Below are 24055 nucleotides of genomic sequence, written 5' to 3'. Positions count from 1 at the left end.
CTTCACGCGAACCTGCCTATCTGCTAGTCAAGCGCCGAGTTTCGGAGACAGCCCATGCGTACTGCCAAGATCGCCCGCAAGACCAACGAGACCGAGATTACCGTCTCGATCAATCTCGATGGCACCGGCGCGCATACGATGCAGACCGGCACCGGCTTCTTTGACCATATGCTGGACCAGCTCAGCCGCCACTCACTGATCGACATGGATGTGACCTGCAAGGGCGATCTGCATATCGACTTTCACCACAGCGTCGAAGATGTCGGCATTGCGCTGGGCCAGGCGATCAAGCAGGCCCTGGGCGACAAGAAGGGCATCCGTCGCTATGCCAGCTGTGACCTGCCTATGGACGGAACACTGACGCGCGCCGCGTTGGATGTCTCCGGCCGCGCCTTTCTCGTCTTCAAGGCCGAATTTTCGCAGAACAAGATCGGCGAGATCGACACCGAGCTGTTCCGCGAGTTCTTCCAGGCGCTTGCGATCAATGCCGGCATCACGCTGCATATCGAGAATTTTTATTTCGACAATAACCACCATCTGGCCGAGTCGATGTTCAAGGCGGTCGCCCGTGCCCTGCGCGACGCGGTCGAGATCGATCCGCGCATGGCCGACCGCGTGCCCAGCACCAAGGGCGTGCTCTGACGGGCGCTCGCCTCTCTCTCAACACCGCCGGGCTTGCCCCGGTGGTCCATGCCGTTGCCAGATGGATTGCTGGGACGAGCCCGGCAATGACGACACCGTTAAGCTGCGGTGCCCTTCCCCCTCTGTGCATTTTGCACTAAGGGGACGCCATCTTGCCCTTGGAGTGTCCCGTGACCCTCTACGCCATTCTCAGATCCGATACCGGTGCCCTGCCCCAGGCGGTGCCCGAGAAGTTTTCCTGGTTCGCCGCGCTGTTGCCGCCCGTGCATGCGCTGGCCCATCGGCTTTGGGGTCAGCTTGTGCTGTTTGTGCTGGCGATCGTGGCGCTGGTTTTCGCCGCCCCCTATATCGGCGCCGATGCGGTGATCTGGCTCTATATTCTTTTCGCCATCGCCTTTGGCTTTGCCGCACCGGGCGCACGGCTACGAGCGCTGAAACGGCGCGGCTACGGCCCGGCCGGATATCGCTACGCACCCGAGGCCGATCTGGCCCGCATTGCCAGCTTGGAGACCACCCCATGAGCAGGCTCGCGATCATCGATTATGGCGCGGGCAATCTGCACTCGGCCGCCAAGGCCTTTGAGCGCATGGCCGCCGAACGGGGCCAGGGCGAGAGGATCACCGTGACCTCTGATCCCGATATGGTGCGGACCGCCGATCGCATCATGCTCCCGGGCGTCGGCGCCTTTGCCGACTGCAAGGCTGGGCTCGATGCCGTCGCCGGCATGGTCGAGGTGCTCGAAGAGCGCGTGATCAAGGGCGGCGTGCCGTTTCTTGGCGTCTGTGTCGGCATGCAACTGTTGGCCAGCGAAGGCCGGGAAAAGACCGTGACTCAGGGTCTGGGCTGGATCCCCGGCGCCGTCGAAAAGATCGTGCCCGCCGACCCGGCCCTGAAGATCCCGCATATGGGCTGGAATACCATCACGGCAGTGCGCCCCCATGCGCTGCTACAGGGGATTGAAACCGGTCCCGATGGGCTGCACGCTTATTTCGTCCACTCCTATCACCTCAAGACCGGCAACGCCGACACGCTGATCGCCACCACCGATTATGGTGGCGCACTGACTGCCTGCGTCGGCCGCGACAACATTTTCGGCGCCCAGTTCCATCCCGAAAAAAGCCAGGCTCTGGGCCTCAAGCTGATCGAGAATTTTCTGGGGTGGACACCATGATCCTGTTTCCTGCCATTGATCTCAAGGACGGCCAGTGCGTGCGCCTCAAGCTGGGCGACATGAATGAGGCCACTGTCTTCAATGACGATCCGGCGGCCCAGGCCAAGAGCTTTGAGGACCAGGGGTTCGAATATCTGCACGTTGTGGATCTCAACGGCGCCTTTGCCGGTGAGAGCGTCAATGGCGCGGCGGTCGAAGCGATCCTCAAAACGGTGAATTTCCCCGTGCAGCTGGGCGGCGGCATCCGCAATCTGGGGCATATCGAAAACTGGCTCGACAAGGGTCTGGCCCGCGTCATTCTCGGCACTGTCGCGGTGCGCGATCCGGCGCTGGTGAAACAGGCCGCCAAGAAATGGCCCGGCCAGGTCGCCGTCGGCATTGACGCGCGCAAGGGCATGGTGGCCGTCGAGGGCTGGGCCGAGACATCCGAACTCTCGGTGATCGAGCTCGCCAAGCGCTTCGAAGGTGCGGGCGTCGCCGCCATCATCTATACCGACATAGACCGCGATGGCGTCTTGGCCGGAATCAATTGGGACTCGACCCTCGAACTGGCGCGGGCGACCGCGATCCCGGTCATCGCGTCGGGTGGCCTTGCCTCCATGGACGATATCGAGCGCATGACCCGGCCGGAATATCAGGTACTCGAAGGTGCCATTTCCGGCCGCGCCCTCTATGACGGGCGCATTGATTCACGTGAAGCATTGGCGAAGCTGAGGGCGGCATGAGCACGGGTCGGCCGGTAATCTTCCCCTGGCGGGTCTACTGGCTGCTGTTCGGCGTGATCACTCTATTCGCACTGGCGCCGATTCTTTCGGCTCTGTTTTCTGGCCTGCTGGCCGAGGTTAATGGCTGCACTCTGACCGAGCACGAGATGCATCCCTGCTTGGTCGGGAATATGGAACTTGGCGGCGCCATCAGCTTCTTCTTTGTTCTGGGCCTGTTCGCGCTGGTCACCATGCCCCTTGGCGGTGGCGCGCTGATCGTCTGGTTGGTTATTCTCATCATTCATCGCATAGCCTGGCGGCGAATGCAGAAGGCGGAAATTCCATGAGCCTCAAGACCCGTATCATTCCCTGTCTCGATGTTGCCGGGGGCCGCGTCGTCAAGGGCGTCAATTTCGTCGACCTGATTGATGCCGGCGATCCGGTGGAAGCGGCCATGGCCTATGACGCGGCGGGCGCCGACGAATTGACCTTTCTCGACATCACGGCCAGCCATGAAGGCCGCGACACCATATTCGATGTGGTCGCGCGCACGGCCGAACATTGCTTCATGCCGGTCACGGTCGGGGGCGGCGTCAGGACCATCGAGGACATCAGGAAGCTTCTCTTGGCAGGTGCTGACAAGGTGGCGATCAATTCGGCTGCGGTGAATGATCCCGATTTCATCGCCCGCGCCGCCGACAAGTTCGGCAACCAGTGCATTGTGGTTTCGGTCGATGCCAAGCAGCGGCTGGGTCAAAAGGTCGGCGGCGACAATCGCAGCGAGTGGGAAATTCACACCCATGGCGGCCGCAAGCCGACCGGCATCGACGCAGTGGAATTTGCAGCAAGAATGGTCGAGCGCGGCGCCGGTGAATTGCTGGTGACCTCGATGGATCGGGACGGCACCAAGTCCGGTTTTGATCTCGAGCTGACCCGAACGATTGCCGATCAGGTAGAAGTGCCGGTGATTGCTTCGGGCGGCGTCGGCACGCTGCAACACCTGGTCGATGGGGTGAAGGAGGGTCATGCCAGCGCGGTGCTGGCAGCCTCGATTTTCCACTTCGGTACTTTCACCATCCCTGAGGCCAAGGCCTATATGGCCGAGCATGGCATTGCCATGCGTCTCGACAAGGCAGCCGGCAGGGCAGCTTAAGTTCTATTGCGGGCGGCGCCATTTCCACCAATGGTCCGCCCGAGGAGACCACATCTATGACCCTTGAAGAACTCGAAGCGCGCATCGCCCTTCGCGCCGCCGCCTCGCCCGAGCAGAGCTATACGGCCAGGCTGATCGCCCGCGGCACCGGCAAGGCCGCCCAGAAGCTGGGCGAGGAAGCGACCGAAGCGGTGATTGCCGCGGTGACCCACGACCGCGCCGAGCTGGTCAAGGAAAGCGCCGATCTGCTCTATCATCTACTGGTGGTGCTCAAGGCCGAAGGCGTACCGCTATCCGAAGTGATGGCCGAGCTCGACGGCCGTACCGCCCAGTCGGGTCTGGCCGAAAAGGCCGCCCGTAAGGACAATGCCTGATGGCCAAGCGTCCCCCGGCCCGCGACCCCTATCGCAGTTTCACCAAGGATCAGTGGAGCGATCTGCGCAACGGCCAGCCCATGACGCTGAATGCCGACGACATCGATCGGCTGCGCGCGCTGACCGATCCGATCTCGCTGGCCGAGGCCGAAGAGATCTACCTGCCGCTTTCGCGCCTCCTGGCCTATTATGTCGAGGCGATCCAGGGCCTGCACGATGTCTCCTCGCGCTTTCTCAACACGCCGGGTGACAAGGTGCCCTTCATCATCGGCGTGGCCGGCTCGGTGGCGGTAGGTAAATCCACCACCTCGCGCATTCTGCGCGCGCTGCTCAGCCGCTGGCCATCGAGCCCCAAGGTCGACCTGGTCACCACTGACGGGTTCCTCTACCCCAACAAGGTGCTCGAAGGGCGCGACCTGATGCAGCGCAAGGGTTTTCCCGAAAGCTATGACCGGGCGCGTTTCGTTAATTTCCTGGGCGACATCAAATCGGGCAAAGCCAAGGTCTCGGTGCCGGTCTATTCACACCTGGTCTATGACGTGGTGCCCGGCGAAGAGGTAATCATCGAGCGGCCCGACATACTGATCGTCGAGGGATTGAACATTCTCCAGCCCGGCGAATTGCCGCGCGACGGCAAGCCCATCGTGTTTGCCTCGGATTTCATCGATTTCTCGATCTATATCGACGCCGATGTGAACGATCTGCGCGACTGGTATCTCACTCGTTTCTTCCGCCTGCGTGAAACCGCCTTCCGCGATCCGACCTCCTTTTTCCGCAAGTTCTCGGAAATGAGCGAGGAAGAGGCCGGCAATTTCGGCCGCACTGTGTGGGAGACGATCAACCTGCCCAATCTGCTCGAAAACGTGCTGCCCACGCGCGGCCGCGCCGATCTGATCCTCAAAAAGGGAAAGGATCATCGGGTGGAAGAGGTGAAGCTCAAACGCGTCTAATACGTCCCTTGCTGGGGCTGGCTGAGGATGATCAGATTGCCATCCGGATCGCGCACCTTGGCGGTCTTGAAGAAATGGCCGATGGCCTTGGCAACCGGCTTGATGCCATGCAGTTCAAGCCGGCCCAGTTCTTCCTCGATATCGTCGACGATCAGCATGACGACGCTGGCACCGGCCCGGTCTTCATCGGTCATCACATGCACCCAGCCACCGCCGGGCAGCTTCCATTCGGCCACATCGACCATGGTGCGTGCATCGGCCGGTCGGCCGAACAGATATTCATACCAGACCAGGGAATGCCCGAGATCTTCAACAGCGATGCCGGCCAACACATTGGTGAGGGTCATGGACGGGTCCACTTTCTCTTTTTGCTTTTGCCGAATCGTAACACAGGCAGAAGGTTCCGGGCATCCCGGTTGGCGGGGCGGCACGGCACTGCTATAGCCGGGGCAGGATTGAGGGAGTTCATGGCATGAGCACATTACGCATCATCGTGGCCGGAGCGGGCGGGCGCATGGGCGTGGCCAATATTGCAGCCATTGCCGCCCATCCCGGCGTGGCGCTGGTTGGCGCGCTGGACCGCGCCGGCTCCCCAGCAATCGGCAAGGACGCCGGAACTCTGGCCGGTGTTGATGCTTTGGGTGTGTCGGTCAGCGATGACGCTGCCGCGCTGCTCGGTTCCGCCGACGCCATTATTGATTTTACTGCGCCGGCGGCCAGTGTTGCGCTGGCGCGGCAGGCGGCCGGACACGGCCTCATTCACATTATCGGCACGACCGGTTGCACCGAGCAGGACGATGCCGCCATTGCTGCAGCTGGCGCCGCCGGGGCGCGGATTGTCAAATCGGGCAATTTCTCCCCCGGCATGGTGGCGCTGGCTGTGCTGGTCGAAAAAGCTGCCCAGGCGCTCAGCGACTATGATGTCGAGGTGCTCGAAATGCACCACAACAAAAAAGTCGATGCGCCCTCGGGCACCGCGTTGATGCTGGGCGAGGCCGCCGCGAAAGGTCGCAATATCAGTTTGAAGGACAATTCCGTGCGCGTGCGCGATGGCCACACTGGTCCACGAGAAGCGGGCACGATCGGTTTTGCTACACTGCGTGGCGGCAATGTCATTGGCGATCACATGGTCATCCTGGCGGGCCAGTCCGAGCGCATCGAGCTGACCCATCGCGCGCAGGACCGCACCATCTATGCCAATGGTGCAGTCAGGGCTGCCCTCTGGGCGGCCGGGCAAGAACCGGGGCTCTATTCCATGGCCGATGTGCTCGGCCTCAACGACTGACAATTTCTCGATCGAAGGGACCAAAAAATGAGCGGAACGCTGATCCTGGTGCGTCATGGCCAGAGCGAGTGGAATCTGAAAAATCTCTTCACCGGCTGGCGCAACCCCCACCTGACCGAAAAGGGCGAGGGCGAAGCACGCGCCACAGGCAAGGCGTTGAAGGCCGCCGGCATTGTCCCGGATTGCTATTACACATCCGGCCTGCGCCGGGCCCAGCACACGCTGGACCTGATGCTGGAAGAGATGGACATCCAGAACGTCACTATAACCCGCAATATCGCCCTCAACGAACGCGACTATGGCGATCTGGCCGGTCTCAACAAGGATGACGCGCGCGAAAAATGGGGCGAGGAGCAGGTCCATATCTGGCGCCGCTCGTTCGACGTGCCCCCTCCGGGCGGCGAATCGCTCAAAGACACCGCCGCACGCACCCTGCCCTATTACGAGACCGAGATTGTGCCGCTGCTCAAGGCCGGAAAGACCGTGCTGGTGGCGGCCCATGGCAATTCGCTGCGCGCGCTGGTGATGGCCATCGAGGGACTGACGCCGGACGAGATCCTGGCCCGCGAAATCGGCACTGGCGAACCGACGATCTACAAGATCGGCCCGGACGGCAAGCTGGTAGAACGGGTAACCCTCTAAGGGCTGTTTCCCGGCCCGGTTTTCCCCGCGTCGCGGGGCTCGATATAGAGCTTCTGGGTCAAGGTGCGGCTGACCGCAAATAGAGGCGTGGCCAGGGCCACGCCCATGGGACCGAACAATACCCCCATCACCGCCATAGTGATTAGTGACCATGCCGGTGGCAATTCGATGATGCGTTGTTGCAGCAGCGGGGTGATCACATAGCCTTCGATATTCTGGATCAGCAGCAGGCCCAGGGCGCCGATCCAGAGCGCGGTCATGTCCTGGCCGGCCAGGGTCAACAATACCGGCACAGCGGAAATGATCGGCCCGAGATAGGGTATGAAATTGAGAACACCGGCCAGAACGCCCAACAGTAGGGCGTCGGGTGAACCAAGCAATATCAGCAAGGTAAAAACTAGAAGACCGATCAGGACCATCACCGCCAACTGAGTCACGAGCCAACCCCGCAGGGCTTCTCCCGTGTTGTCAAAGGCATCCTTCCAGCGTGCCCGATATCGGGCGGGGATGAGGATCAGGACGCTGTCGCGATAGCCGGCGGGATTGATGGCAAAGAAAAGGCCGAGAAACCCGATAATCACGATATTACCCAGAACACCCAGTGTCAGTCCGAAGATGGACCCAGCCTGGCTGAACAGCTCTGCCGGGTTAGGCAGAAGATCCTGCATCAATGTCTGGTTCTGACTCGAAAGCTGATTATTCAGGTCCTCTCCGAAACGCTCGTAGAGCTCGGTGGCCCGGTTGCTGATCATCGACCAGAACTCCTCCACACTCTGCCATAGGCTGAAACCGCCCCAGGACAGGCCCCCAATGAACAGGCCGGCAATCAGCAGCGTTACCAAGACAACGATCAAGGGGCGAGGAAGCGGGAGAACCCGGTCGAGCGGTCGGACAGCGGCATCGAGTAGCGCAGCCAACAGCATGCCAGCAAAGGCCAGCAGCAGGATTGCGCTGAGCTGCCAGGCTAACATCAACGTGGCCACGGCGAGAATGCCGATCAATAAGGCGCGGGTGACGTCCGTCATGCGATCCCTGCTCGGTGAACGAGAGAGCAAAGCCTCACCTTGCCGGAAGTTCCCCAAGCTTTTCGATTCACGTGAAACTTGGAGCCGTCCCGCCGGGTAAATCTCCCCGGCGGGAAGATATACGGCAAGCATCCCATGAAAGTTATGCTTGAATGGCTAATGCGCCGCGGAAATTACCCCGGCTTCCCAACCCAGGATTGCTCGCTTGCGAGGCACGCCCCAGTGATAGCCGGTAAGAGCGCCAGAGCTACCCACCACCCGGTGGCAGGGCACGACGAAGCTGATCGGGTTCTTGCCCACAGCTGCCCCAACAGCGCGCGAGGCATTGGGACGGCCGATCGAGCGGGCGACGTCGGTATAAGTGGTGGCTGTGCCGCAGGGGATTTGGAGCAGCGTTTCCCAGACCTTCACCTCAAAATCGGTGCCGATCAGCACCAAGCGCACCGGATGCTCGGCCGACCAGCGCGTCGGCTGGAAAATGCCAGACATCAGGGGCGCGATGCGTGCATCATTGCGATTGAAGCGGGCATTGGGCCAACGATTGGCAAGATCAGCAAAGGCGGCATCAATGCTGGTTTCGGCATCGGCAAAGCCAAGTCCGGAAATGCCATAATCGGTGGCCGTGACCACCGCCAGGCCAAAGGGAGACGGTGCGACGCCCCAGACCATGTCGATGCCCGCGCCGCCGGTGCGGAACACACCTGGGGGCATGGCTTCATAGGTCACGAACAGGTCGTGCAGGCGCGAGGTCGAGGACAGACCGACCTCATAAGTGGTGTCGAGCACGTTGGCCTTTTCGCGCAGTAGGCTCTTGGCATGATCGAGCGCCACAGCCTGGGCAAAGCTTTTGGGAGAAAGGCCGCACCAGCGCCGGAAGAGATCCGTCAATTGCCGTTCGCTTAGGCCCAGCGCGCGGGCGAAGCGAGCAAGGTCGGTGCGATCGGGCCCATTTTCGCTCAAATAGCGGATGGCGGCGCGGATGGTGTCGTAATCGCTGTCCGGCGTCAGCGTCAGGTGCTGGTTCATGTCCGGGCCTTCAATCGAAATCTCCCGAACCTCCTAGCCGCCGGCGAAAGCTATAGCGACCCGGATTTGACCGCCGCTAACGGGCCCGCCGCGCTTTGCGCAAGGCGGCGCCGAAGGCGCGGGCAAAGCTGGCCTTGTCGGCGGCGGACAGGAACGGACCCAGGGCGATGTCGGAATCGCCGGACTTGAGAAAAATCCCCGTGGTCCGCTCGAAACTGTCGCGTTTCAGCCGAAGCCGCACCAGGGCGGGGTCAAAGCGCTGCAGCGTCTTTTCCGCTCCCGGCTGCGTCGTGACAATTTCGATCTGATCGGCCCAGAGCGTGATCTGCTGGCTGATGCGGGCCTGGCGCGACTGGCGCAGGCTCAGAAGTGTCAGCCCAGCCGCCCCCAGGGCCAGTGCGGTCAGCCCGGGAGCCAGGAATTCTGGCATCGCAATCAGGAATGGTGTCGCGACAATGCCAGCCAGTATCAGGGCCAGCCAGCCACCGGCCATGCGCAAAGACCGGTCGGGCCTCAATGTAGCGGCAAAGAGCGGGCTGGTGGTGGTGACTTGCATCATGGCTCCTCTTGACCGAAATACTGGCAGAAAATCGGGGCTGAGAGAATGGCACCTGCCAAAAAAGTGAAGAAGCTGAGCAAGACCGATGCTGAGGCGGTCTTTACCCGCTTTCACGAAATCGAACCCGAACCAAAGGGCGAACTGAACTATATCAATGCCTTCACCCTCCTGGTGGCGGTGGTGCTTTCGGCCCAGGCCACCGATGTGGGGGTGAACAAGGCTACCAAACGTCTGTTCGAACTGGCCCCCAGCCCGGCCGCGATGGTGGCGCTCGGCCTTGAGCAGATCACCGAGCAGATCAAGACGATCGGGCTCTATCGCGGCAAGGCCAAAAATGTCCTCGCTCTGTCGCAAATCCTGCTCGATCAGCATGATGGCGAAGTGCCGGCCGATCGCGCGGCTTTGGAGGCGCTGCCGGGCGTGGGCCGGAAGACCGCCAATGTGGTGCTCAATATTTACTTCAAGCAGCCCACGATCGCGGTCGACACGCATCTGTTCCGAGTCAGCAACCGCACGGGCCTTGCCCCTGGCAAGACTCCGCTGGAGGTGGAAAAGGCGCTGAGCAAGCAAGTGCCCGAGCGCTTCATGCTGCACGCCCATCACTGGCTGATCCTGCATGGGCGCTATATCTGCAAGGCGCGGAAGCCCGAATGCTGGCGCTGCCCGATTGCTCAATGGTGCCGTTTCGAGCCCAAGACGCCGTTGCCCGGGCGACGCTGACGCGGTCTGCCTTTCAGCTTCCATAGCCGCGCGCCATGGCGGCGGCAAAGATCGGGATCAGGACCAGCACCCCGGCCTGCAGGTGAATGAAGCGGCGGCTTGCGGCGATTTCACCGGCGGGCGGCTGATAATTGTTGTCCCTTTCCCCAGCCTTCGCCCAGCGCCGGAATGCGATGGTCGGTGGGATGGTCAGCAGGCCCATGACAAGGAAGGCGGCCATTTTCCCCCAAAAGGCATGGTTGGCGATGTAATACTCGTAGCCCACCGCACCAAAAATGACCCGGAGGATGCCGACGGCAATGACGATCCCCGCAATCGCGCCATAGGCCGCATCGATACGCGCCAATTGGTTGAGACGGGCGCCGTGGAGACCGGGTCGGACCAGCGCGAACTCGGCCGCGAAGATGGCAACAAGGGTAAAGACCGCCAGGTGATGCGCGGAGGCGAGAATGAGGTCGGAATCCATGGCCGGGCCTTCCATGTTGACAGTGATCACATGAAACGCATAAATGTGACCCATGTCAACATCCACCAACAGCCCCTATCACCACGGCAATCTCCGCCAGGCCCTGCTGGAGGCGGCACTGGTCATCCTCGAACAGCAGGGCGAAGCCGGCCTGGGTCTGCGCGATCTGGCGCGGGCCGTCGGGGTATCGCCCGCCGCCCCCTATCGGCACTTCGATAACCGCGCAGCCCTGCTCGAAGCACTGGCGGTGACCGGCTTCCAGCGCTTTGCCGCGCGCATGGAGGCGGTTGCGGCCAGCCAGCCAGACGACCCGATGGCGGCCATGGGCAAGACTTATGTCGTTTTCGCGTTGCAAAACGCCAATCTGTTCCGGCTTATGTTCTCGCCGCAACTGAAGAAGGACAGCCGCCCCGGCCTGCGCATGGCGGCCGATGCCGCCTTCGACACGCTGCGTCATCTGGTCGGCGGTGATCCGCGCACTGAACGTGTCAAGGCGCTGTCCGCCTGGGCCAAGGTGCATGGCCTGGCCGTGCTGCTGCTCGATAGCCAGATCGCCATTCGTGCCGGCGAGGATACCGAAGCATTGATCGAAGAGATTATTTCGTCCCTGTAGGAAGTACTCGTCTGCTCTGCCGGCCCCCTTTGGGGAGCGGCCAAGAACATTGCCCCCTGCGCCATCATGCTCTAAACCGGCCTACGGCTTTTTATCCAACGCCGGAACCACCCGCACATGACCCAGACCCGCTTCGACGTGCTGACCATCGGCAATGCGATCGTCGATATCATCGCCCCCGTGGAACCCGGCTTCATCGAGCGGGAGGGCATGAAAGAGGGCATCATGCACCTGATCGACACCGATCGGGCCGAAGACCTCTATGCCAAGATGCCGCTCGGGCGCGAGCAGATCTCGGGCGGCTCGGCCGCCAACACCGCCGCCGGTGTCGCCTCGCTCGGTGGCCGCGCGGCCTTTGTCGGCAAGGTGGCCGACGATCCGCTGGGCGATGTGTTCGAAGCCGATCTGACCGAGATTGGCGTGCACTACAACACCTCGCGCCTCAAAAATGGCGCGTTGACCGCCCGCTCGATGATCTTCGTGTCGGAAGATGGCGAGCGCACCATGAACACCTATCTCGGCGCCTGCCATGAACTGACCGAACGCGATATCCATCCCGACGAGATCGGGGGCGCCGCCATTACCTATATGGAAGGGTTCTTGTGGGACCCGGTGGAAGCCAAGAAAGCCTTCGTGCTGGCCGCCCATTACGCCCACAAGAACGAACGCGCCGCCGCCTTTACCCTGTCAGACCCGTTCTGCGTCGACCGCTACCGTGCCGAATTCCTCGATCTGATCCGCTCCAAGACCATCGACTATGTCTTTGCCAATGTGAACGAGATCAAATCGCTCTATCAGACCGATGATCTGGGCGAAGCGGTGCGAGAAATCGCCAAGGACGCCGAAGTCGCCGCCATCACCATGGGCGCAGAGGGCGCCATGGCCGTCCTTAATGGCGAAGTGATTTCGGTCCCTGCCTTCCCGGTCGACAAGGTCGTGGACGCCACCGGCGCCGGCGATCTGTTTGCCTCGGGCTTCCTGCTCGGCCTGGCGCGCGGCCAGACCATGGACGCAGCGCTCAAGACCGGGTGCCTGGCCGCCTCCGAAGTCATCACCCATATCGGCGCCAGGCCACAGCTCGATCTCGAAGAGCTGAGCCAAAGACACGGGCTGGCGGGGTGACGACCGATCACATGGGCGAGCACAATTGGATCAGTGGGAAGCACAACGAGTCGAACAACTCGGCCTTGAACCCTATTGGCAGCCGACGTCATTCCCGCTTGAGCTGACCTAAGCCACGCTCACCCGTTTCCCGTCCATTTCCGCCAGGATCGCCCTTGCCGCGGCCGCCGGGTCTGGCGCCGCGATGATCGGGCGGGCGACGACGAGGTGGGATGCTCCGGCGCTGAGGGCGTCGCCTGGGGTCATGGCGCGTTTCTGATCGCCCAAATCGGCGCCGGCGGGGCGGATGCCGGGGGTGACGATGGCCATTTTCTTCCCCACAATGGTGCGGACCATTTCGGCCTCATGGGCCGAAGCGACCACGCCGCCAATGCCGGCCTCGCGGGCTTGCTGGGCGCGCAGGGCGACAAGCCCGGCCGCATCGCGGGCATAGCCGGCGTCCTTGACATCCTGATCGTCCATCGAAGTGAGGACGGTAACGCCCAACACGCAAAGGCCTGAGCCCTCGGCGCCCTTCTGGGCGGCGCGCATGGCTTTGGGATAGGCATGGACGGTCAGCATGGTGGCGCCGGTCTCGGCAATGGCCGCCACGCCCTTTTCGACCGTATTGTCGATATCGAGCAGTTTGAGATCGAAGAACACCTTCTTGCCGGCCGCGAGCAGGGCCTTGCCCAGATTGAAGCCCTCGGCGCCATAAAAGCACTGATAGCCGATCTTGTAGAAATCGACGGTGTCGCCCAATAGCGAAACGATCTCTTCGGCGCTTGCGCGTGAGCAAACGTCAAGGCCCACGATCAACTGGCCAGCCATGATTCCCATCCTTTCGCTGATTTGTTCTCCGCTCGCATAGCCCGCCGCCGAGCGCAAGCATTTCCTTCGATACTATGCTGGCATAACGACCTTGCGGCGCAGTGCTATGACATCATATTAGGCTGCTCTCTGCTCATGTTTTCCGGATTTTCTCATGCAGCAACAGGCATTGGCGGCCATGGTGGCCTGGATGCGGCTCGACAGCGCGCTCAAGGCTTTTGAAGCCGCGCTCAAGCGCGACCACAAGATCACCACGCTGCAATTGGCGGTGCTGCATATCGTCTCCGAACGCCCCCATATTCCGCTTGCCGCCTTGCGCAAGGCGCTCCTGGCGCATCCGGCAACGCTGGGCCAGGCGATTGACGATCTGCGGCGCAAGGGCCTGTGCCAGGTGCGCACCAATCCCGAGGACCGGCGGGCCCGCAATGTATCTTTGAGCGCAGAGGGGGCCGCGCTGGTGGCCGCCGTGCCGATGGCCGGCCCGATGCGGCTGCGCGATGTCGTGGGAGAGAACGAGCGGCTCGACCGGCTGACCCCGGCGCTCAACGATGCGCTGGAGCTGTTCGGGCTGGAGGGCTGGACGGGGCGGTAGGGTTCATCACGCAAACCAGTCCGGCGTGATGTCTTCCATCGGTGTCCAGTCGGTCAGCAGCTGTTTGGCGGCGAGGTCGAAGACAAAACCATTGCCACCGCCGGGCGCGCCGATATGGCCCTGATCCTCCTCCCGCGAAATCCGGCGATTGCCGATGCGGCACTTGAGCAGGGTTCCGACGGCGCCATGCCCGCAGAAAATTGCCACGCAGTCGGGCGGAACCGAGGCGCAGGCGGTGCGGATGGTCGAGACGATCCGCGCCTGCGCATCGATGGCGCGCTCCCAGCCCTCAATGCTCTGCTGGGGAAAGGCGAAGAAGCGGTCTGCCGTTTCCTCGAACAGCGCCGGTGGCAGAAAGCCGGTGGCGGAGCGGTCATTCTCGCCCATATGGTGATCGGCCAGCACCGGGGTTCCGGCCGCCGCTGCGATCAGCTCGGCCATTTGCAGCGCCTTGGTTTCACGGCTCGAAAAGATGATCGCGCCGTCCGGCACCACGCCGCGCGTCACAAAGGCCTCGGTGCGCGCCCGCCCCTGATCCGACAACCCCCAGAGCGGCACGGGTATCGCGGCATCGATCCGGACCTGGGGATGGGTGAGGTAGAGCGCGCGCAAGTCTACCCCCGGCTGAAATGGGTCAGTTCGGCGACCATCTGGTCAACCTTGCGGATGATCGCCGGTTCCACCGGATCGCCGTTCTCGTCGAATGCCGCTTCTGCCGGACCGATGCCGAGCAGGGTCGGCACGATCAGCGTCCCCACCTTGGTGAGGCTGTCGCGCAGATGGCTCAAGGACCATATGGTACCATACTTTCCTGAAGAAACACCGCCTATGCCGAAGACGGCATGGCGAAAGACGCTTGGCTTCTGGCGCGACAGCCAGGTCACGGTGTTGACCAGGAGCGGCGGCACCCCGCCATTATATTCAGGCGTGGCGATGAAGACGATGTCGTGGCTGCGCCACATCTCGGCCAGCGTCACCGCAGCTTCGGGCACGTGATCGGGTTCAAGATCTTCATTGAAGATCGGCATGTCGAAATCTTTGAGGCTGATTTCGGTGACCGCCACTCCCGCCTCGGTGAGCTTGCGGCCCATATGCTGCTGCAGGATGCGGTTGTAGGACCCCTTGCGGATGGACCCGGACAGGGTAAGCGCCGTCTTCATATTGCCTCCGAAATTCCGATAGTGTCGAAAGTGACCCGGCTGGTTCGTCGGTGCAAGTGAATTGGCGGGGGCATGTGCTCCTGTCTGTCCGACACAATGTTCCAGGGAGAAACCCGATGACCACCTCGATCTTCATCAACGTGCCCGTGCGCGATCTGGCTGCCGCCATGGCCTACTACAAGGCGCTGGGTTTTGAGCACAATCCGCAGTTCACCGATGAAACGGCAGCCTCCATCGTCATCAGCGACACCATCTATGTGATGCTTCTCACCCATGAGAAGTTCGAGAGCTTTTCCAAGCAGCCCGTTCCCGACGCAAAAAGCCAGATCGGCGCTCTCTATGCCCTCTCGCGCGATAGCCGCGAAGAGGTGGACGCCATTGCCGAGGCCGGGCTCAAGGCCGGTGGTCGTGAACAGCGCCCGGCCGACGACTATGGCTTCATGTATTCGCGCGCCATTGCCGATATCGACGGCCACATATGGGAATATGTCTGGATGGACATGACCAAGTTCCCGTCCGAATAATCCTCCAGAGCCTACGGGTGCGGCCGCGATGGGTCGCCCCGGCCCCGCCAGTCGAAGAGGACAATCGCCATGGCCAAGACGATGACCATCACCCATCTCAGCCACGACATCGCGCAGAAAAAGAGCTTTGTTTCCTTTGCATGGGCCGATGATCCGTCAAAGCGGCTGGGCCTCGAAGTGCCATATGGCACCGCATTGGAAGACATTGAAGCGGCGGCGGAAACCGCCATTGCCGATCTTGTCGGCGAGCTACAGGCCGCCGAGCGTCGCCTGCCCTAACCCAGCCGCAACAGCCGCCGGAGCAGCCGCCAATATTGCTCGCGCTGGTAGCGGTAATAATGCGCGTTGGTCATCAGGTGCCGATAGGTCTGCTTGAAGGCCACGCGCGCCCAGGGCCACCAGGGGCGGCTGTCGGATGAATAATGCAGGATGTGCGGGTCGAACACTTCATGCGCCGGCTCGGGATTCTGCATGTTCCAGCGCGGATCGAGCTCGAGAAACTGGCCCCGCAGCACGTAATTGAGAATGTCCTGATCGTAGTAGAACTGCTCAAGTTCGGCTGCCGGAAGCCCCTTGAGGCCGGCGATGAAGTCGACTGCTGCATAGCGCTCGAGATCGATCAGCATCACCCCGGCATTGTAATAGGGTTCGGCCATGGAAAAGCTCGACCGGGCCGAAAGGTCGCGCCCGGCAATGCAGTGCATTCGATCGGGCTGCAGCACGGCGGCAATTACCTTGCCCTGCATATCGATGGCGAACAGCTTTTCGATCGGATTGCGCACAAAGGTGTCAGCGTCGATATAGAGCGCCCGTTTCGTCCCGGCCGGCAGCAATTCACTCAGGAACAGGCGCACATAAACGATCGGATTGAGCCGCTTCATACGAATGCGCGGGAAGGCGGCGATGCGCGCGCCCAGCATGTCACTCTCTTGAAGATCGGTCAGGTGCAGGACGGCACCATAGTCATCGGCGATGGATTGGATGATCGCCAGATTGTCCGGCTTGAGCCCGGTGTGAAAGACGTGGAACCGCAACGCTGTGGCATCGGTGCTGGTCAGGCAGAGCGAGCGCATGGTCGCATAGGCCGGGCCCCAGAAATTGTCGTCAAAGGTCAGGACAATATCATGCACGGCTTGGTCCCCCAGACCTGTGACGGATGCGCGCGACGATTTCGTGCCATTCGAGCACAGCTCTCATGGCCTTGAGCCGGGAAATCGCTCCACTGGAGCGATTTCTATTCCGGCTCAAGCCTCAAACATTTTCTTGAGTTTGTCGAAGAAGCCGTCCGATGTCGGGCTGGTTTCGCCAGTTTCGAGCCGAGCAAACTCTTCGAGCAGTTCGCGCTGCTTGCGGCTGAGATTCTGCGGCGTCTCGATGTCTAGCTGCACATAGAGGTCGCCGACATCCTTTGAACGCAGGACCGGCATGCCCTTGCCCTTCAAACGGACGCGCTGGCCCGGCTGGGTACCGGCGGACACCTTCACCTTGGCGCGGGCATTGTCCAGCGTGGGGACCTCGAACTCACCACCCAAGGCGGCCGTGGTCATCGAAATGGGCACGCGGGCATAAAGATCGGCGCCGTCGCGCTGGAATAATTGGTGCGGTTTGATCGAGACGAAAATATAGAGATCGCCCGGTGGACCTCCGCGCAGCCCGGCTTCCCCTTCATTGGCGAGGCGAATGCGGGTGCCGTCCTCGATGCCCTGGGGCACGTCGACACTGAGCTTGCGATTCTGCTGGCGCCGGCCCTGCCCACCGCAATCGGTGCAGGGTTGGTCCATCATCTGGCCGCGGCCCTGGCAGACCGGGCAGGTGCGCTCGATAGTGAAGAAGCCCTGGGCGGCGCGCACCTTGCCATGGCCATTGCACTGCCGGCAGGTATGAGTGCCGGTGCCCGGCTTGGCGCCGGCCCCGTCACAGGTTTCGCAAGTGGCCAGGGTCGGCACGTCGATTTCCACCGTGCGCCCGTCAAAGCTCTCTTCCAGGGTGATTTCCAGATTGTAGCGCAGATCCGAGCCGCGTATGCGAGCGGCGCCGCCACCACCACGCCGGCCGCCGCCGGCACCCATGAAGTCTCCGAAGATGTCTTCGAAGATGTCGGACATGGAAGAAGCGAATTCCGGCCCGAAGCCCGGGCCTCCCCGCGCTCCACCACCATTTTCAAAGGCGGCATGTCCGAACCGGTCATAGGCCGCACGCTTCTGCGGGTCCTTGAGGGTGTCGTAGGCCTCGTTGATTTCCTTGAACTTGTGCTCGGCGTCAGAATTGCCCGGATTGCGGTCGGGGTGAAATTGCATCGCGAGCTTGCGATAGGCGCTCTTGAGAGCGCCGTCATCAGCGCCCTTCTGGCAGCCAAGCACCTCGTAGAAATCGCGTTTGGCCAAGTTGAACTCTCTTTGTCGGTCGCGCCGGTCTGGTCGTCGCGCTGGATTGAAATCAAGAAAGGCCGGCAAGGCCGGCGCTCAGACCCGCATATGGGCAGGCGTGCGCCTCTTAGCAAGGGGAGCGGAATGGATCAACCGCACTGGATTCACGTGAAACTTCGGGCTGCTTCTGAAAGACAAATTTGGTCCGGTGGACCAGATTTAGGCGAGAAGGCCATAAGAGCTATGCTCGAATGGCAGGGCCGCTGGCATGAACCCATCACGCCAAAACAAGAAAGCCCCGGCGTCTCCACCGGGGCCTTCGCTATTCAGTCCAACTAGACTTAAGCCGACTTCTTGTCGTCGTCGCCGTCCTTGACCTCTTCGAAGTCGGCGTCGACCACGTCATCGTCGCCATCATCATCGCTGCCATTGGCCTTGGCTTCGGCTTCGGCCTGGCTGGCCTTGTACATGGCCTCGCCCAGCTTCATCGAGGCTTCCGCCAGGGTTGCGGTCTTTTCCTTGATGGCTTCGGCGTCGTCGCCATCCAGCACGGCCTTGAGGTCGGCAATAGCGGTTTCGATGGCAGCCTTGTCCTCGGCCGAGACCTTGTCGCCATAATCGGCCAGCGACTTTTCGGTCGAATGCACCAGGGATTCACCCTGGTTGCGCGCCTCAACGGCTTCGCGCTTCTTCTTGTCCGCCTCGGCATTGGCCTCGGCGTCCTTGACCATCTGCTCGATGTCGGCGTCCGAAAGACCGCCCGAAGCCTGGATGCGGATCTGCTGCTCCTTGCCGGTGCCCTTGTCCTTGGCCGAGACATTGACAATGCCATTGGCGTCGATGTCGAACGTCACCTCGATCTGCGGCACGCCACGGGGAGCAGGCGGAATGCCGGCCAGGTCGAAATTACCCAGCAGCTTGTTGTCCGCGGCCATTTCACGCTCGCCCTGGAAGACGCGGATAGTCACCGCATTCTGATTGTCTTCGGCGGTCGAGAAGGTCTGGCTCTTCTTGGTCGGGATGGTGGTGTTGCGATCGATCAGGCGGGTAAAGACGCCGCCCAGGGTTTCAATGCCCAGCGAGAGCGGGGTCACGTCGAGCAGCAGCACGTCCTTGACGTCGCCCTGCAGCACGCCGCCCTGGATGGCAGCACCCAGCGCCACCACTTCGTCCGGGTTCACACCCTTGTGCGGCTCCTTGCCGAACAGCTGCTTGACCGCTTCCTGCACCTTTGGCATGCGGCTCATGCCGCCCACCAGCACGACCTCGTCGATCTGGCTAGCCGAGACACCGGCATCCTTCATCGCCTGCTTGCAGGGCTCGATGGTGCGGGTAATCAGGTCTTCCACCAGTGATTCGAGCTTGGAGCGCGACAGCTTGAGCGTCAGGTGCTTGGGGCCGGAAGCGTCGGCGGTGATGAAGGGCAGGTTGATTTCGGTCTGGGTCGAGCTCGACAGCTCGATCTTGGCCTTTTCGGCAGCTTCCTTGAGGCGCTGCAGCGCGAGCTTGTCCGAGCGCAGGTCGATGCCCTGCTCCTTCTTGAACTCGTCGGCCAGGTAGTCGACCAGACGCATGTCGAAGTCTTCACCACCCAGGAACGTGTCGCCATTGGTGGATTTCACTTCAAAGACGCCATCGCCGATCTCGAGGATCGAAACGTCGAAGGTACCGCCGCCAAGGTCATAGACCGCGATGGTGCCCGAGTTCTTCTTGTCCAGACCATAGGCCAGCGCAGCAGCCGTCGGCTCGTTGATGATGCGCAGCACTTCAAGGCCGGCGATCTTGCCTGCGTCCTTGGTGGCCTGGCGCTGGCTGTCGTTGAAGTAGGCGGGAACGGTGATCACGGCCTGGGTGACGGTCTCACCGAGATAGCTCTCGGCGGTTTCCTTCATCTTCTGCAGCACCATGGCCGAAATCTGGCTTGGCGAGTACTTGTCGCCCGAGGCTTCCACCCAGGCGTCGCCATTGTCGGCCTTGACGATCTTGTAAGGCACCAGGCCCTTGTCCTTCTCGACGGTCTTGTCTTCATAGCGGCGCCCGATCAGGCGCTTGACCGCAAAAAGGGTGTTTTCCGGATTGGTCACGGCCTGGCGCTTGGCCGGCTGGCCCACCAGTCGTTCGCCATCCTTGGAGAAGGCCACCATGGACGGGGTCGTCCGCGCGCCTTCCGCGTTTTCAATAACCTTGGGATTGGTGCCGTCCATAACGGCAACGCAGCTATTGGTAGTGCCCAGGTCGATACCGATGACTTTAGCCATTACTCTGCCTCTTTCTCAGCGAACCCGCCATTAAAGCCCTCTCAACGAAAGCAGCTTCCTGGCCCGAAAAGGGGCCGGGGTCCCTTATAGGTTTGATATACGTAAACTCGCCCCTTGCAGGGTCTCGGGGCGTATATAGGGGGGTGTCATAGACGCTTCAAGCTTGCCTCTCGGTGAAAATTCCCAGCGCGGAAGAAAGCGCCCACCCATTGGATGATTCCCTAAGCCGGCGAAACCGCTTAAGACCGCGGCATGATAATGCCTGGCACCCTTTTGCTGCATGACAATCGCACGTCCGACGGTCGCAACCTACTGTTTGTTGCGCCGCGTGAGACCCTGATTGCCCATACAGCCGACGAGGCCAGAGCGGCGCTGGGCCGCATTGCCGGAGCCGGCCGGGACGGGCTCTGGGCCGCCGGCTATCTGGCCTATGAGCTGGGCTATATTTTCGAGGAGCGCCTCGTGGCCCTGCTCCCGGAGCGCACGGAAAACCCGCTGCTCTGGTTCGGGCTCTATGATTCACCCCAGGCACTCAGCGGCCCGGAAGTGGACGCTTTGCTGGCTGAGGCCCCGGACGGCCGGGCTACCGACGTGACCCCTGCGATTGCTTTTGCCGACTATGAAGAGGCATTCGACCGGGCCAAGACCCTGATCGCGGCTGGCGACACCTATCAGGTCAACATGACATTCAAGGCGCGCTTTGCTCTGGATGGGCATCCTCTGGGGCTCCATCGCCGGCTCACCCGAAGTCAGCGCACGGCCTATGGCGCCTATCTCCATGCCGGGGATCATCACGTCCTTTCGCGTTCGCCCGAACTCTTCGTGTCCTGCAAGAGCGGGGTCCTTGCGGCCCGGCCGATGAAAGGCACGCTCAAGCGCGGAACTTCGCTTGCCGAAGACGCGGCGGGCCGGGCCGCCCTCTTCGCAGACGAAAAGAACCGCGCCGAAAATCTGATGATCGTGGATCTGCTGCGCAATGATCTGGGGCGTATTGCCGAGATCGGGTCGGTTGAAGTCACGGACCTTTTTTCGGTGGAGACCTATCGCAGCCTCCACACCATGACCTCCGGCATTACCGCCCGGAAGCGGCCGGAGATCGGGTTTGGCGCGGTACTGGAAAATCTCTTTCCCTGCGGTTCGATCACCGGCGCGCCCAAATTGCGGGCTATGGAAATCATCCATGAGCTCGAACAGGCCCCGCGTGGGCTCTATACCGGCTCTATCGGCTATCTCGCCCCGACAGGCGATTTTGCCTTCAACGTGGCGATCCGCACCGCGGTGATCGACAACCAAGGCCGCGGCGAAATTGGCATTGGCGGCGGTATCGTCGCTGATTCGGTAGCGCGCGATGAGTATGAAGAGGCCCTGCTCAAATTGAGTTTCCTGTCCGATCCGGCCCCGCCGGTCACCCTGATCGAAACCTTCAAATGGACGCCTGAAGAGGGCTATGCCTTGCGCGAGCGGCATCTGGATCGGCTGATCGCTTCAGCGACCTACTTCGCGCTCCCGGTGACGCGGGAGGGGGTTCAGGACCATCTGGATGAACGGGCGGCGGCTTGGACCGGGCCGATGCGCGTGCGTCTGACCCTCTCGGATGATGGCCTCGATCTGAGCGCCATGCCCCTGCCCCCCAGCCCCGACATATTCCGTTTTACCATTGCCGATGCGAAGCTTGATTCAGGCAGCGTCTGGCTGGCGCACAAGACGACCAATCGGGCCTTCTACGACGAACCGCGGCAGAAGGCGCATGCGGCGCGCGGGATCGATGAACTGGTCTTCACCAATGAGCGCGGTGAACTGACCGAAGGCAGTTTCACCAATCTGTTCGTGCAACGCGAAGGGCGCCTACTGACCCCGCCGCTGGCATCCGGGGTCTTGCCAGGCACGCTGCGCGCCGAGCTGATCGCTCAGGGCAAGGCAGAAGAGCTTGTGCTGACCCTTGCCGATCTCAAGGCTGCCGATGCAATCTGGCTGGGCAATTCGGTGCGCGGGCTGATCCGGGCCGAATGGATAGACCGGGAGAAAGCTGACCGATGACCATCGCCATTACGCCCCAAGACGTGCTTGTCGTCGTCGATGTGCAATATGACTTCCTGCCCGGCGGAAATCTTGCCGTGGCGGGGGGCGATGAAATCGTACCGCTGATCAACAAGCTGGCGAGCCGGTTCAGCAATGTGGTGTTCACCCAGGACTGGCACCCGGCCGACCATATCTCCTTTGCCAGCCAGCATGAGGGCAAGGCCCCGTTCGAGACCATCGAGCTCGACTATGGCACCCAGGTGCTCTGGCCCGATCACTGCGTCTGGCAGACCAGGGGCGCCGAACTCAGCCGCGATCTCGCTATCCCCCATGCCCAGCTCATCATCCGCAAGGGCTATAACAAGGCGATCGACAGCTATTCTGGTTTTCAGGAGGCGGACCGGGAAACGCTGACGGGCCTGGCCGGCTATCTCAACGAGCGCGATGTCGGCCGCCTTTATGTCGTGGGCCTGGCCACCGATTTCTGCGTGGCCTGGACAGCGCTGGACGGTGCCGCAGGCGGCTTCGATGTCACCGTCATTGAAGACGCCACCCGGGCCATCGATGCGAACGGGTCACTGGAAAAAGCTTGGGCCGATATGGCAGAGGCAGGGGTTGGCCGCATTCAGAGCCGCAATATCCTCGGCTAAATCCTGGCCCCGTCCACCGTTGCCGTCACACCGCCTGCCGCGATCTGCTTGATCACCAGTGCATAATCGCTCCGCCCATTGGCATGGAACCGGAACAGCCCGTCGCGCCCGGCAAAGCCGGCGGGATTGGTCAGGAGCGACGCCTCATAGGGCGGGGTCGCGAGCGACAGAGTGTTCACATTGGCCAGAATAGTGGCGGTATAGGCAATAGTGGCCATTTGCGGGGGATTGCCGCCAAAGCGTGCCGAATAATCGGCGCGAATGGCATTGAGACCAGCCTCGTCTACCGCCGGAAAGATCGCACCGGCCAGGGCCGGATTGCGCAACAGGGCCGCATCGTTCGCCCAGTCGGCCGATCCGACCAATTGCACCATCTCACCCGTGACCTCGGCCCGGGCCAGAAGGCCCGAAAAGGTCGCGGCGCTGGCCCGGTCGGGGATGAAGAGCGCATCGATCATGCCGCGATCAATCAGGGGCTTGGCCTGATCGACAATCTGCTGCGCCTCGGAAATGTTGGAGAAGGTATAGACCGCGCTGGGGTTGAACCCGGCGGCAATGGCCTGCTGCCGGAAAGCGGTAGCCAGCGCCTCGCCATAGGGCGTGGCCGGAAAGATGCCCGCTGGGCCGCGCCGCCCCTGATCGCGCAGGTAACGTACAGCGCGTTTCATCTCGGTTTCCGGCAAGACGTTGAGCACATAGACGCCCGGCCCGGCGACCGAGCCATTATTGGCAAGGCCGATCAGCGGAATACCTGCCGCCCGCGCCACCTGGCCGGCGGCGCTCACCTGTTCGGCCGTCAGCGGCCCCAGGATCAGCTTGACCCCTTCGGCCACCGCGGCATTGGCGGCACTGGTCGCGCCCGCCGCGCTGTCCCCGGTATCGCGCAACGAGATGGTGATGTTTTCTCCAATATTGGGGTTGGCTTCGATAAAGGCGATGGCGAGCTTTGATGCATTGGCCAGCGCCGTACCCAATTGGCTCAGCGCCGCATTGCCCGAGAGCGGCAAAAGCAAGGCGACGCTGACCCGTCCGCGTCCGAATTGCTCCTTGGGGGCACTAGCGGAAGGCAAAAGCCCGCCAGTGCCGCCATCGTCCCCCGACCAGGGCAGGGAAAAGCTGCGCGAACCCCATTGCAGCGCACCGGGTGAACAGGCGGCCAGCGCCGAGGCGAGGCCCGCCATGACCGCCCGGCGTCCCCATTTCACCCCTTTGTTCCCCATTTCT

Annotated in this window: 30 protein-coding genes; 18 read left to right on the top strand and 12 right to left on the bottom strand. The window is 62.0% G+C overall.

The genetic code is table 11. The annotated features are described in order from the left end of the window. The first annotated feature begins 54 nt into the window (after positions 1 to 54). From hisB to coaA, 8 genes are all read left to right on the top strand, one after another. Positions 55 to 642 (top strand): imidazoleglycerol-phosphate dehydratase HisB, encoded by a 588-nt coding sequence (hisB, locus tag ACE4RL_RS02500; protein ID WP_375598960.1) that lies wholly within the window; start codon positions 55 to 57, stop codon positions 640 to 642. A gap of 170 nt (positions 643 to 812) precedes the next feature. Continuing rightward, the gene (locus ACE4RL_RS02495; RefSeq protein ID WP_375598959.1) at positions 813 to 1163 is read left to right on the top strand and encodes a DUF2628 domain-containing protein; all 351 of its coding nucleotides are present in this window, start codon (positions 813 to 815) and stop codon (positions 1161 to 1163) included. Beyond that, positions 1160 to 1813, top strand: coding sequence for an imidazole glycerol phosphate synthase subunit HisH (gene hisH, locus ACE4RL_RS02490; protein ID WP_375598958.1), 654 nt, complete (start codon positions 1160 to 1162; stop codon positions 1811 to 1813). Before ACE4RL_RS02495 ends, hisH begins: the two co-directional genes overlap by 4 nt. Continuing rightward, the gene (gene hisA, locus ACE4RL_RS02485; protein WP_375598957.1) at positions 1810 to 2538 is read left to right on the top strand and encodes a 1-(5-phosphoribosyl)-5-[(5-phosphoribosylamino)methylideneamino]imidazole-4-carboxamide isomerase; all 729 of its coding nucleotides are present in this window, start codon (positions 1810 to 1812) and stop codon (positions 2536 to 2538) included. Before hisH ends, hisA begins: the two co-directional genes overlap by 4 nt. Next, positions 2535 to 2864 carry a hypothetical protein gene (locus tag ACE4RL_RS02480; protein ID WP_375598956.1) on the top strand — a complete coding sequence of 110 codons (330 nt, stop codon included), beginning with the start codon at positions 2535 to 2537 and terminating at the stop codon, positions 2862 to 2864. Before hisA ends, ACE4RL_RS02480 begins: the two co-directional genes overlap by 4 nt. Next, the gene (gene hisF, locus ACE4RL_RS02475; RefSeq protein ID WP_375598955.1) at positions 2861 to 3670 is read left to right on the top strand and encodes an imidazole glycerol phosphate synthase subunit HisF; all 810 of its coding nucleotides are present in this window, start codon (positions 2861 to 2863) and stop codon (positions 3668 to 3670) included. Before ACE4RL_RS02480 ends, hisF begins: the two co-directional genes overlap by 4 nt. A gap of 56 nt (positions 3671 to 3726) precedes the next feature. Then, positions 3727 to 4044, top strand: coding sequence for a phosphoribosyl-ATP diphosphatase (locus ACE4RL_RS02470; protein WP_375598954.1), 318 nt, complete (start codon positions 3727 to 3729; stop codon positions 4042 to 4044). After that, positions 4044 to 4994: a type I pantothenate kinase gene (gene coaA / locus ACE4RL_RS02465; protein ID WP_375598953.1), complete on the top strand. Its 951-nt coding sequence runs from the start codon at positions 4044 to 4046 to the stop codon at positions 4992 to 4994. The genes ACE4RL_RS02470 and coaA overlap by 1 nt, the downstream gene beginning before the upstream one ends. Here coaA and ACE4RL_RS02460 read toward each other — a convergent pair. Then, positions 4991 to 5341: a VOC family protein gene (locus ACE4RL_RS02460; RefSeq protein ID WP_375598952.1), complete on the bottom strand. Its 351-nt coding sequence runs from the start codon at positions 5339 to 5341 to the stop codon at positions 4991 to 4993. The two genes, coaA and ACE4RL_RS02460, sit on opposite strands and share 4 nt — an antisense overlap. A gap of 125 nt (positions 5342 to 5466) precedes the next feature. On the opposite strand from ACE4RL_RS02460, the gene dapB reads away from it, so the two are divergent. Together dapB and ACE4RL_RS02450 are read left to right on the top strand one after the other, a co-directional pair. Next, positions 5467 to 6279 (top strand): 4-hydroxy-tetrahydrodipicolinate reductase, encoded by an 813-nt coding sequence (gene dapB, locus ACE4RL_RS02455; RefSeq protein WP_375598951.1) that lies wholly within the window; start codon positions 5467 to 5469, stop codon positions 6277 to 6279. A gap of 27 nt (positions 6280 to 6306) precedes the next feature. Then, on the top strand, positions 6307 to 6921 hold the full coding sequence (locus ACE4RL_RS02450; RefSeq protein WP_375598950.1) for a 2,3-bisphosphoglycerate-dependent phosphoglycerate mutase: 615 nt from the start codon (positions 6307 to 6309) through the stop codon (positions 6919 to 6921). On the opposite strand, the gene ACE4RL_RS02445 is transcribed toward ACE4RL_RS02450, so the two are convergent. From ACE4RL_RS02445 to ACE4RL_RS02435, 3 genes are all read right to left on the bottom strand, one after another. Next, entirely contained in the window at positions 6918 to 7946 is a 1029-nt protein-coding gene (locus ACE4RL_RS02445; protein ID WP_375598949.1) for an AI-2E family transporter, read from the bottom strand. The genes ACE4RL_RS02450 and ACE4RL_RS02445 overlap by 4 nt on opposite strands. Positions 7947 to 8102: 156 nt before the next feature. Further along, a complete protein-coding gene (locus ACE4RL_RS02440; RefSeq protein WP_375598948.1) occupies positions 8103 to 8972 on the bottom strand; it encodes a methylated-DNA--[protein]-cysteine S-methyltransferase in 870 nt (289 codons plus the stop codon). Between the two features lie 76 nt (positions 8973 to 9048). Beyond that, positions 9049 to 9531, bottom strand: a complete 483-nt coding sequence (locus tag ACE4RL_RS02435) for a DUF2244 domain-containing protein (RefSeq protein WP_375598947.1) — start codon at positions 9529 to 9531, stop codon at positions 9049 to 9051. 45 nt (positions 9532 to 9576) lie between these two features. Here ACE4RL_RS02435 and nth point away from each other — a divergent pair, with 45 nt between their 5' ends. Continuing rightward, entirely contained in the window at positions 9577 to 10251 is a 675-nt protein-coding gene (gene nth / locus ACE4RL_RS02430; RefSeq protein ID WP_375598946.1) for an endonuclease III, read from the top strand. A gap of 13 nt (positions 10252 to 10264) precedes the next feature. Here nth and ACE4RL_RS02425 read toward each other — a convergent pair whose 3' ends face one another. Continuing rightward, on the bottom strand, positions 10265 to 10771 hold the full coding sequence (locus tag ACE4RL_RS02425; protein ID WP_375598945.1) for a DUF2214 family protein: 507 nt from the start codon (positions 10769 to 10771) through the stop codon (positions 10265 to 10267). Here ACE4RL_RS02425 and ACE4RL_RS02420 point away from each other — a divergent pair. Next, complete coding sequence (locus ACE4RL_RS02420) at positions 10770 to 11330, top strand: TetR/AcrR family transcriptional regulator (protein WP_375598944.1); 561 nt, start codon at positions 10770 to 10772, stop codon at positions 11328 to 11330. The genes ACE4RL_RS02425 and ACE4RL_RS02420 overlap by 2 nt on opposite strands. 117 nt (positions 11331 to 11447) lie before the next feature. Further along, a complete protein-coding gene (locus ACE4RL_RS02415; protein WP_375598943.1) occupies positions 11448 to 12452 on the top strand; it encodes an adenosine kinase in 1005 nt (334 codons plus the stop codon). A 108-nt stretch (positions 12453 to 12560) separates the two neighbouring features. Here the strand turns inward: ACE4RL_RS02415 and pyrF are convergent, their stop codons facing one another. Continuing rightward, complete coding sequence (pyrF, locus tag ACE4RL_RS02410) at positions 12561 to 13262, bottom strand: orotidine-5'-phosphate decarboxylase (protein ID WP_375598942.1); 702 nt, start codon at positions 13260 to 13262, stop codon at positions 12561 to 12563. 154 nt (positions 13263 to 13416) lie between these two features. Here pyrF and ACE4RL_RS02405 point away from each other — a divergent pair, with 154 nt between their 5' ends. Further along, positions 13417 to 13854, top strand: coding sequence for a MarR family transcriptional regulator (locus tag ACE4RL_RS02405; protein ID WP_375598941.1), 438 nt, complete (start codon positions 13417 to 13419; stop codon positions 13852 to 13854). A 6-nt stretch (positions 13855 to 13860) separates the two neighbouring features. Here ACE4RL_RS02405 and ACE4RL_RS02400 read toward each other — a convergent pair whose 3' ends face one another. Both ACE4RL_RS02400 and ACE4RL_RS02395 read right to left on the bottom strand, forming a co-directional pair. Further along, a complete protein-coding gene (locus tag ACE4RL_RS02400; RefSeq protein WP_375598940.1) occupies positions 13861 to 14466 on the bottom strand; it encodes a histidine phosphatase family protein in 606 nt (201 codons plus the stop codon). 2 nt (positions 14467 to 14468) lie between these two features. Beyond that, positions 14469 to 15014, bottom strand: a complete 546-nt coding sequence (locus tag ACE4RL_RS02395) for an NADPH-dependent FMN reductase (RefSeq protein WP_375598939.1) — start codon at positions 15012 to 15014, stop codon at positions 14469 to 14471. 116 nt (positions 15015 to 15130) lie between these two features. On the opposite strand from ACE4RL_RS02395, the gene ACE4RL_RS02390 reads away from it, so the two are divergent. Both ACE4RL_RS02390 and ACE4RL_RS02385 read left to right on the top strand, forming a co-directional pair. After that, the gene (locus tag ACE4RL_RS02390) at positions 15131 to 15538 is read left to right on the top strand and encodes a VOC family protein (protein WP_375598938.1); all 408 of its coding nucleotides are present in this window, start codon (positions 15131 to 15133) and stop codon (positions 15536 to 15538) included. A 69-nt stretch (positions 15539 to 15607) separates the two neighbouring features. Next, positions 15608 to 15817, top strand: a complete 210-nt coding sequence (locus ACE4RL_RS02385) for a hypothetical protein (protein WP_375598937.1) — start codon at positions 15608 to 15610, stop codon at positions 15815 to 15817. On the opposite strand, the gene ACE4RL_RS02380 is transcribed toward ACE4RL_RS02385, so the two are convergent. From ACE4RL_RS02380 to dnaK, 3 genes are all read right to left on the bottom strand, one after another. Continuing rightward, a complete protein-coding gene (locus tag ACE4RL_RS02380) occupies positions 15814 to 16668 on the bottom strand; it encodes a glycosyltransferase family 8 protein (RefSeq protein ID WP_375598936.1) in 855 nt (284 codons plus the stop codon). The two genes, ACE4RL_RS02385 and ACE4RL_RS02380, sit on opposite strands and share 4 nt — an antisense overlap. Positions 16669 to 16782: 114 nt before the next feature. Then, positions 16783 to 17922, bottom strand: a complete 1140-nt coding sequence (gene dnaJ, locus ACE4RL_RS02375; protein WP_375598935.1) for a molecular chaperone DnaJ — start codon at positions 17920 to 17922, stop codon at positions 16783 to 16785. A 323-nt stretch (positions 17923 to 18245) separates the two neighbouring features. Beyond that, positions 18246 to 20162 (bottom strand): molecular chaperone DnaK, encoded by a 1917-nt coding sequence (gene dnaK / locus ACE4RL_RS02370; protein WP_375598934.1) that lies wholly within the window; start codon positions 20160 to 20162, stop codon positions 18246 to 18248. A gap of 258 nt (positions 20163 to 20420) precedes the next feature. On the opposite strand from dnaK, the gene pabB reads away from it, so the two are divergent. After that, complete coding sequence (gene pabB, locus ACE4RL_RS02365; protein WP_375598933.1) at positions 20421 to 22199, top strand: aminodeoxychorismate synthase component I; 1779 nt, start codon at positions 20421 to 20423, stop codon at positions 22197 to 22199. Then, the gene (gene pncA, locus ACE4RL_RS02360) at positions 22196 to 22831 is read left to right on the top strand and encodes a bifunctional nicotinamidase/pyrazinamidase (protein WP_375598932.1); all 636 of its coding nucleotides are present in this window, start codon (positions 22196 to 22198) and stop codon (positions 22829 to 22831) included. The genes pabB and pncA overlap by 4 nt, the downstream gene beginning before the upstream one ends. Here the strand turns inward: pncA and ACE4RL_RS02355 are convergent. Continuing rightward, positions 22828 to 24036, bottom strand: coding sequence for a penicillin-binding protein activator (locus tag ACE4RL_RS02355; RefSeq protein ID WP_375598931.1), 1209 nt, complete (start codon positions 24034 to 24036; stop codon positions 22828 to 22830). The two genes, pncA and ACE4RL_RS02355, sit on opposite strands and share 4 nt — an antisense overlap. Positions 24037 to 24055 lie beyond the last annotated feature (19 nt).

Origin of the sequence: Devosia polycyclovorans (genome assembly GCF_042181575.1) — a bacterium.
Taxonomy (GTDB): domain Bacteria; phylum Pseudomonadota; class Alphaproteobacteria; order Rhizobiales; family Devosiaceae; genus Devosia; species Devosia polycyclovorans.
This window is presented reverse-complemented; position numbering and strand designations above follow the sequence as displayed.